Origin of the sequence: Shigella sp. FJ200513 (assembly GCF_040495915.1) — a bacterium.
Taxonomy (GTDB): domain Bacteria; phylum Pseudomonadota; class Gammaproteobacteria; order Enterobacterales; family Enterobacteriaceae; genus ECMA0423.
Genome location: NZ_JBDYCV010000133.1, coordinates 1 through 9333 on the forward strand (window position 1 = coordinate 1; position 9333 = coordinate 9333).

A 9333-nucleotide genomic window follows, 5' to 3' on the forward strand; every position below is an offset into this window, starting at 1 on the left:
GGTGGAGCTGCATGACAAGGTCATCGGGCATTATCTGAACATAAAACACTATCAGTAAGTTGGAGTCATTACCAATTTTCTGGGTCACAATAACTCACCACCGTGAGGGAAGAATAATGAAAATGGTCTCACGTATTACCGCGATCGGCCTGGCTGGCGTCGCGATTTGCTATTTAGGGTTATCTGGTTATGTGTGGTACCACGATAATAAACGCAGTAAACAGGCCGATGTTCAGGCATCTGCTGTCAGTGAAAATAATAAGGTTTTAGGCTTTCTCCGCGAAAAAGGATGCGACTATTGCCACACGCCTTCGGCAGAATTACCCGCCTATTATTATATTCCTGGCGCGAAACAGTTGATGGATTACGACATTAAGCTTGGATATAAATCTTTTAACCTCGAGGCCGTGCGTGCGGCACTGCTGGCTGATAAACCCGTTTCGCAAAGCGATCTGAATAAGATTGAATGGGTGATGCAGTATGAAACTATGCCACCAACGCGTTATACCGCGCTACACTGGGCGGGTAAGGTGAGTGATGAAGAGCGGGCGGAAATACTGGCCTGGATTGCAAAACAGCGCGCGGAATATTACGCCAGCAATGATACTGCTCCGGAGCATCGCAATGAACCGGTGCAGCCCATCCCGCAAAAACTGCCTACCGATGCGCAAAAAGTGGCGTTGGGCTTTGCGCTGTATCACGATCCCCGTTTATCGGCTGATAGCACCATTTCATGCGCTCATTGCCATACGTTGAATGCGGGGGGCGTCGATGGCAGAAAAACATCGATTGGTGTTGGTGGCGCAGTTGGGCCGATTAATGCGCCGACGGTATTTAACTCAGTATTTAACGTTGAGCAGTTCTGGGATGGTCGTGCGGCAACATTGCAGGATCAGGCAGGTGGACCGCCGTTGAACCCGATTGAAATGGCGTCGAAATCCTGGGACGAAATTATTGCTAAGCTGGAAAAAGATCCGCAGCTTAAAGCGCAGTTCCTCGAAGTTTATCCGCAAGGTTTCAGTGGCGAAAATATTACTGATGCCATTGCTGAATTTGAGAAAACATTAATTACGCCGGATTCCCCATTTGATAAATGGTTGCGTGGAGATGAAAATGCGCTGACGGCGCAACAGAAAAAAGGCTATCAATTATTTAAAGATAATAAATGTGCAACTTGTCATGGTGGTATTATTCTCGGCGGACGTTCCTTTGAACCGTTGGGGCTGAAAAAAGACTTTAACTTTGGGGAAATTACGGCGGCGGATATTGGTCGTATGAATGTGACTAAAGAAGAGCGTGATAAATTGCGTCAGAAAGTACCCGGTTTACGTAACGTTGCTTTAACGGCACCGTACTTCCATCGCGGTGACGTGCCGACGCTGGACGGGGCGGTGAAACTGATGCTGCGCTATCAGGTAGGCAAAGAGCTGCCGCAGGAGGATGTGGATGATATCGTAGCTTTCCTGCACAGTCTGAACGGGGTGTACACGCCGTATATGCAGGATAAACAATAATTAATTTGATCGCCCGAACAGGAATGTTTGGGCGATTTTTATTACGATAATAAAGTCTGTTTTTAATATTATCATGTTAAATGTTTATATTATAAAAAGTCGTTTTTCTGCTTAGGATTTTGTTATTTAAATTAAGCCTGTAATGCCTTGCTTCCATTGCGGATAAATCCTACTTTTTTATTGCCTTCAAATAAATTTAAGGAGTTCGAAATGGACCAGAAGCTGTTAACGGATTTCCGCTCAGAACTACTCGATTCACGTTTTGGCGCAAAGGCCATTTCTACTATCGCGGAGTCAAAACGATTTCCGCTGCACGAAATGCGCGATGATGTCGCATTCCAGATTATCAATGATGAATTATATCTTGATGGCAACGCTCGTCAGAACCTAGCCACTTTCTGCCAGACCTGGGACGACGAAAACGTCCATAAATTGATGGATTTGTCGATCAATAAAAACTGGATCGACAAAGAAGAATATCCGCAATCCGCAGCCATCGACCTGCGTTGCGTAAATATGGTTGCCGATCTGTGGCATGCGCCTGCGCCGAAAAATGGTCAGGCCGTTGGCACCAACACCATTGGTTCTTCCGAGGCCTGTATGCTCGGCGGGATGGCGATGAAATGGCGTTGGCGCAAGCGTATGGAAGCTGCAGGCAAACCAACGGATAAACCAAACCTAGTGTGCGGTCCGGTACAAATCTGCTGGCATAAATTCGCCCGCTACTGGGATGTGGAGCTGCGTGAGATCCCTATGCGCCCCGGTCAGTTGTTTATGGACCCGAAACGCATGATTGAAGCCTGTGACGAAAACACCATCGGCGTGGTGCCGACTTTCGGCGTGACCTACACCGGTAACTATGAGTTCCCACAACCGCTGCACGATGCGCTGGATAAATTCCAGGCCGACACCGGTATCGACATCGACATGCACATCGACGCTGCCAGCGGTGGCTTCCTGGCACCGTTCGTCGCCCCGGATATCGTCTGGGACTTCCGCCTGCCGCGTGTGAAATCGATCAGTGCTTCAGGCCATAAATTCGGTCTGGCTCCGCTGGGCTGCGGCTGGGTTATCTGGCGTGACGAAGAAGCGCTGCCGCAGGAACTGGTGTTCAACGTTGACTACCTGGGTGGTCAAATTGGTACTTTTGCCATCAACTTCTCCCGCCCGGCGGGTCAGGTAATTGCACAGTACTATGAATTCCTGCGCCTCGGTCGTGAAGGCTATACCAAAGTACAGAACGCCTCTTACCAGGTTGCCGCTTATCTGGCGGATGAAATCGCCAAACAGGGGCCGTATGAGTTCATCTGTACGGGTCGCCCGGACGAAGGCATCCCGGCGGTTTGCTTCAAACTGAAAGATGGTGAAGATCCGGGATACACCCTGTACGACCTCTCTGAACGTCTGCGTCTGCGCGGCTGGCAGGTTCCGGCCTTCACTCTCGGCGGTGAAGCCACCGACATCGTGGTGATGCGCATTATGTGTCGTCGCGGCTTCGAAATGGACTTTGCTGAACTGTTGCTGGAAGACTACAAAGCCTCCCTGAAATATCTCAGCGATCACCCGAAACTGCAGGGTATTGCCCAGCAGAACAGCTTTAAACACACCTGATAACATAACGTTGTAAAAACCGAATGCCCAGCCTTTAAAAAAACAGCTGGGCATTCGGTTGCTTATTAATCGCAATAATATATTGGCTGTCTATTCATCGTGTTGATAAGATATATGTTATATGAATGTTTATTAAATGTAGCGATTACCTTTAATGTCACGAAAAGGGATTATTTGCTTGCTATTAATTTCACTGCGTTCTTAAACACGTTTTTGTATTATAAATCCAGTCATCCTGCCCGTAGAACATCACACATTATCATCCTGTTCTCCCGCTTCGTTTAAATTTATTTATCAATCAATTTGACTTAAGAGGGCGGCGTGCTACATTAATTAACAGTAATATGTTTATGTAATATTAAGTCAACTATGCAATCATTACATGGGAATTGTCTAATTGCGTACGCAAGACATAAATATATTCTCACCATGGTTAATGGTGAATATCGCTATTTTAATGGCGGTGACCTGGTTTTTGCGGATGCAAGCCAAATTCGAGTAGATAAGTGTGTTGAAAATTTTGTATTAGTATCAAGGGATACGCTTTCATTATTTCTGCCGATGCTCAAGGAGGAGGCATTAAATCTTCATGCACATAAAAAAATTTCTTCATTACTCGTTCATCACTGTAGCAGAGATATTCCTGTTTTTCAGGAAGTTGCGCAACTATCGCAGAATAAGAATCTTCGCTATGCAGAAATGCTACGTAAAAGAGCATTAATCTTTGCGTTGTTATCTGTTTTTCTTGAGGATGAGCACTTTATACCGCTGCTTTTGAACGTTTTGCAACCGAACATGCGAACACGAGTTTGTACGGTTATCAATAATAATATCGCCCATGAGTGGACACTAGCCCGAATCGCCAGCGAGCTGTTGATGAGTCCAAGCCTGTTAAAGAAAAAATTGCGCGAAGAAGAGACATCATATTCACAGTTGCTTACTGAGTGTAGAATGCAACGTGCTTTGCAACTTATTGTTATACATGGCTTTTCAATTAAGCGAGTCGCAGTGTCCTGTGGATATCACAGCGTGTCGTATTTCATTTACGTCTTTCGAAATTATTATGGGATGACGCCCACAGAGTATCAGGAGCGATCGGCGCAGGGATTGCCGAACCGTGACTCGGCGGCAAGTATTGTTGCGCAAGGGAATTTTTACGGCACTAACCGTTCTGCGGAAGGAATAAGATTATAGAGTTTTACTCAGACATAAAAAAAACCCGGCATAGGGGACCGGGAAGAGGATAGTCTGCCGTCTCCAGACTAATAAACCGTTATAACACTCCCTGTTGGCACGGGAAACTTTGTGCTCTCAGTAAGTTAAATATAACTTTTACAGGAAATAAGATCAGCCATTTTTTTATAAACATAAGCTATACGCTGTGCGAAAATATATTCGTGCTGCATTTACTTATTATCAATTAACTGTTATGCAAAACTACTTTGTGGATAAATTTTGGTCCTACCAAATCTGGCAGTTTTTGCGCTAAGAAACAGTCTGTCATCATTTCATTAGTATACTGAAATTGAAATAATCGCAGTATGAAATATAAGGGATAATCATGACTCATGTCTGCTCGGTGATCCTCATTCGTCGTTCATTCGATATTTATCATGAACAGCAAAAAATATCGCTGCATAACGAGAGTATCCTGCTGCTGGAGAAAAATTTGGCAGACGATTTTGCGTTTTGTTCACCGGATACGCGACGACTGGATATCGATGAGCTGACAGTTTGCCATTACTTACAAAATATTCGTCAGCTACCACGCAATTTAGGGTTACATAGCAAAGACCGTCTGTTAATTAACCAGTCACCCCCCATGCCGCTGGTGACGGCGATTTTTGATAGCTTCAATGAATCCGGGGTAAATTCACCGATACTGAGCAATATGCTCTACCTTTCCTGTTTATCGATGTTTTCTCATAAGAAAGAACTGATCCCCTTACTTTTCAATAGCATCAGCACTGTTTCAGGAAAAGTTGAACGCCTTATTAGCTTTGATATCGCCAAACGTTGGTATCTGCGCGATATCGCGGAAAGAATGTATACCAGCGAGAGTCTCATCAAAAAAAAGTTGCAGGATGAAAATACCTGTTTCAGTAAAATATTACTCGCTTCCAGGATGTCGATGGCCAGACGATTACTCGAGTTACGTCAAATTCCTCTGCATACTATTGCGGAAAAATGTGGCTATAGCAGTACGTCGTACTTTATAAACACATTTCGACAATATTATGGTGTAACGCCACATCAGTTTGCGCAACATTCGCCAGGTACCTTTTCCTGACATATTTTGCATTTGAATATTGGTCAGGATCTCACACCTGCTTCATGTGAAACTCTTCCCTGATGATTTCTGCCGGGCTACCGGCTAGTTCTCTTTCGCAGTTTGCCAGGCGGTATAGGTATTTTTAGGAGGAAAAGACTCGGCATGTTTGGGATTATTAAGCTGACAATTCATACGATTACGGGAATGTGGGTCAGTATTGTGTTGTTCAAATTGATGACGAATGGCTGGAGTGGTTTCTACTTTCAGTGCTGTGTACTAAGCCTGGTATTCCTGACGGTTAGCTGGTTGTTGAGTGGTGAATGGTTAGCAGGAAAGAGTAAGGCTGAACCTTCACGTTCAACCTTACTCTCATTTACACGTTACGCTTTTTTAAAGCGGGCAAAGAGATGTTCCACTACAACGAAAAAGACCGGAACGAAGTAAATTGCCAGCACTGTTGCGGCAAACATCCCGCCCATCACGCCGGTACCTACCGCGTTTTGCGCGCCAGAACCGGCACCATGACTGATAACCAGCGGCAGCACGCCGAGAATAAAGGCCAGAGAGGTCATCAGGATTGGGCGTAAACGCATCCGCGCCGCTTCGATGATTGCCTCTATCGGCGTTTTCCCTTCTTTCTGCATCATCTCAACGGCAAATTCGACAATCAGGATGGCGTTCTTGGCGGAAAGCCCGATGGTGGTCAGCAAACCAACCTGGAAGTAGACGTCATTACTTAAGCCGCGCAGATCGGTGGCCAGTAATGCGCCAACGACGCCTAACGGAACAACCAACATCACCGAGAACGGAATTGACCAGCTCTCATAGAGTGCGGCGAGGGCGAGGAACACCACGACCAGTGAAATGGCATACAGTGCAGGAGCCTGGTTTGAGGATAACGCTTCCTGATACGACAGTCCGGTCCATGAGTAGCCGACGCCTGCCGGAAGTTTAGCGACCAGGTCTGCCATAAATTTCATAGCGTCACCGGTACTTTTCCCGGCCGCCGCTTCACCTAAAATCTCCATTGACGGGATGCCGTTGTAGCGTTCCAATCGCGGTGAACCATAGGTCCATTCGGTAGACGAGTAGGCAGAAAGCGGTGCCATCGTGCCAGAGGCGTTGCGTACATACCATTGGTTGATGTTATCCGGCAACATACGGAACGGCGTGCCTGCCTGGACATACACTTTTTTCACCCGCCCCTGGTTGAGGAAGTCGTTCACGTAGCTGCTGCCGAAGGCGGTGGAAATTGTCTGGTTGATATCAGACAGCGCCACACCCATTGCCTCAGCTTTCGCGGCGTTGACGTTCACTTTGAACATCGGCGTATCTTCCAGGCCGTTCGGGCGTACCCCGGTGACCTGGTCAGGCGATTGCGCTGCCAGTGATAACAGCTCGTTTCGTGCCTAGGTTAGTTTTTCGTGCCCCAGGTTACCGTTGTCCAGCAGTTCCATATCAAAACCTGACGCGGTACCCAGTTCAGCCACCGCGGGTAAGTTGAACGGGAAGACGACGGCTTTATTGATACTGCTTAACGCAATCATTGCCCGCTGAATGATCGCGGTAACCGAGTTTTCCTCACCGACACGTTCAGACCACGGCTTGAGACTGATAAACGCCAGGCCGTTGTTTTGCCCCTGGCCGCTGAAGCCAAAGCCGCCAACGGTAAACACCGACTGAACATTATCTTTCTCTTTTGTAAGATAATAATCCGTCACCTGTTGCAGTACTTTCGTGGTGTTAACCATGGTGGCACCGGAAGGTAACTGCGCGGTGGTCATAAATACCCCCTGATCCTCTTCTGGTAAGAAAGAGGTCGGTGTACGCAGGAACAGCACCGCCATCCCGGCGCAAATCAGCAGGTAGACCACCATGTAGCGACCGGTACAACGCAACAGCGAGCGGGTGCTATCGGTATAGTGCTGAGTTGATTTTTCAAACAGCGTGTTGAAGCGTGCGAACAGGGCGTTAGGTTTGTGACCGCCTTCCGGCGTGGCTTTCAGAATGGTGGCGCACAGGGCAGGGGTCAGGCTCATTGCCACAAATACTGAAAGCCGCATGGAGGAGATCAGCGTGATGGAGAACTGGCGGTAGATCTCCCCGGTTGCACCGCTCATAAAGGCCATCGGCATAAACACTGCAGAAAGAACAACGGCAATCCCGACCAGCGCACGTTGGATCTGCCCCATCGATTTATGCGTCGCTTCCTTCGGCGGTAGCTTATCTTCCGCAATGACACGCTCGACGTTCTCCACCACCACGATGGCGTCATCCACCAGTAACCCTATCGCCAGCACCATCCCGAACATAGTCAACGTGTTGATGGTGAAACCGACCGCCGACAAGATCGCAAACGTCCCGAGAATAACCACCGGTACGGCAATTGTCGGGATGATGGTGGCACGGAAATTCTGCAAAAACAGATAAATGACCAGGAAGACGAGGATGATAGCCTCAACCAGTGTTTTGAAAACTTCCTGAATAGAAATTTCGATAAACGGCGTGGTGTCGTAAGGATAAACCGTCTTCAGACTTGCGGGGAAATAGGCTGATAAGCGGTTCAGCTCCTCTTTGACTGCCCGCGAGGTATCCAGGGCGTTTGCTCCGGCAGCCAGTTTGATGGCGATCCCGGCAACAGGTTTGCCGTTATAGCGCGCCACGGTGGAATAATCTTCCGCCCCAAGTTCGACGCGGGCGACATCACGCAGCAGCACTTGCGAACCATCTTGCTGAACTTTCAACAGGATTTTGCCAAATTCTTCCGGCGTTTGCAGACGCGTCTGCACAATGATCGAGGCGTTTAGTTGCTGGTCTGCCGCCTGTGGCATGCCACCCAGTTGACCACCAGAAATCTGGTTGTTTTGCACCTTAATCTGGGAAATAACATCGGAAGGTACCAGGTTATATTTATTGAGTTTTTGCGGGTCCAGCCAGATACGCATGGCGTACTCGGAACCAAAGAGCTGTACGCTACCAACGCCCGCGGTACGGCTTAGCGGGTCTTTGATATTAGACGCTACATAGTCCGCGATATCGTACTGGTTGAGGCTGCCGTTATCAGAAATAAACGCCGCTACCATCAGGATATTACTGCTCGACTTATCGACGCTAATCCCCTGTTGCTGCACCGCTTCAGGTAATGAAGGCATAGCGAGTTGCAGTTTATTTTGCACCTGAACCTGTGCGATATCAGGAGATGCCCCAGTCTCGAAGGTCAGAGTGATAGAGGCATTACCCGCCGCATCACTGGTTGAAGACATGTACATCAGGCCATCAAGCCCATTCATATTTTGCTCAATCACCTGAGTGACCGAGTCTTCTACCGTTTGCGCATCGGCACCCGGATAGGTAGCGCTGACGGTAATGGTCGGTGGCGCAATCTGCGGATACTGCGCAACCGGTAAGTTCATGATCGCCAGACCACCTGCAAGCATCATAATAATGGCAAGTACCCAGGCAAAAACCGGGCGATCAATAAAATAGTTAGCCATGAAAGTCCCCTTAAGCCTGCAACGTTATTGTTTCGATTCGGTGCTGGCGTTTTCCTGGCTGGAGGAAATTGCTCGTGCTTTGATACCCGGACGAATGCGTTGCAAACCGGAAACGATCACCCGATCGCCAGCCTGCAAGCCAGAGGTGACAACCCACTGGTCGCCGATGGCTTTGCTGGCTTCAATTTCGCGTAGCTGCACGACATCGTCTTTATCCAGAATGAGCGCCGTTGCTTTACCCTGGGCGTTGTGGGTGACGCCTTCCTGCGGCACCAGTAATATAAAGCGCGCAAAATTATTCAAGATATTTTTGAAAATCATTCAAGATAGGCTATCGCGTGTGATAGCAAAAACATTCAAGATAAAAATGCTTGTTAATTAACAAATGATATCTTCTATATATTTTTATTGTTTATAGATGGCTATTTCGGTAAAAATGCAT

5 protein-coding genes and 2 pseudogenes are annotated in these 9333 nt (G+C 47.7%); 5 read left to right on the forward strand and 2 right to left on the reverse strand.

Annotated features, from left to right (window positions below; genetic code table 11):
* Position 1: 1 nt before the first annotated feature.
* From ABZJ92_RS19100 to gadW, 5 genes are all read left to right on the forward strand, one after another.
* The gene (locus ABZJ92_RS19100) at positions 2 to 58 is read left to right on the forward strand and encodes an IS1 family transposase (protein ID WP_003032489.1); all 57 of its coding nucleotides are present in this window, start codon (positions 2 to 4) and stop codon (positions 56 to 58) included.
* Positions 59 to 116: 58 nt separating this feature from the next.
* Entirely contained in the window at positions 117 to 1514 is a 1398-nt protein-coding gene (gene ccp / locus ABZJ92_RS19105) for a cytochrome c peroxidase (RefSeq protein WP_000784828.1), read from the forward strand.
* A 210-nt stretch (positions 1515 to 1724) separates the two neighbouring features.
* Positions 1725 to 3125 (forward strand): glutamate decarboxylase, encoded by a 1401-nt coding sequence (locus tag ABZJ92_RS19110; RefSeq protein WP_000372244.1) that lies wholly within the window; start codon positions 1725 to 1727, stop codon positions 3123 to 3125.
* A gap of 369 nt (positions 3126 to 3494) precedes the next feature.
* The gene (gene gadX, locus ABZJ92_RS19115) at positions 3495 to 4319 is read left to right on the forward strand and encodes an acid resistance transcriptional activator GadX (protein ID WP_001191070.1); all 825 of its coding nucleotides are present in this window, start codon (positions 3495 to 3497) and stop codon (positions 4317 to 4319) included.
* 367 nt (positions 4320 to 4686) lie between these two features.
* Positions 4687 to 5415, forward strand: a complete 729-nt coding sequence (gadW, locus tag ABZJ92_RS19120) for an acid resistance transcriptional activator GadW (protein ID WP_000149999.1) — start codon at positions 4687 to 4689, stop codon at positions 5413 to 5415.
* Positions 5416 to 5777: 362 nt separating this feature from the next.
* Here gadW and mdtF read toward each other — a convergent pair.
* Positions 5778 to 8891: pseudogene (gene mdtF / locus ABZJ92_RS19125) on the reverse strand (multidrug efflux pump RND permease MdtF).
* 24 nt (positions 8892 to 8915) lie between these two features.
* A pseudogene (locus ABZJ92_RS19130) lies at positions 8916 to 9173 on the reverse strand (HlyD family secretion protein); the annotation flags it as partial.
* Between the last annotated feature and the right edge of the window lie 160 nt (positions 9174 to 9333).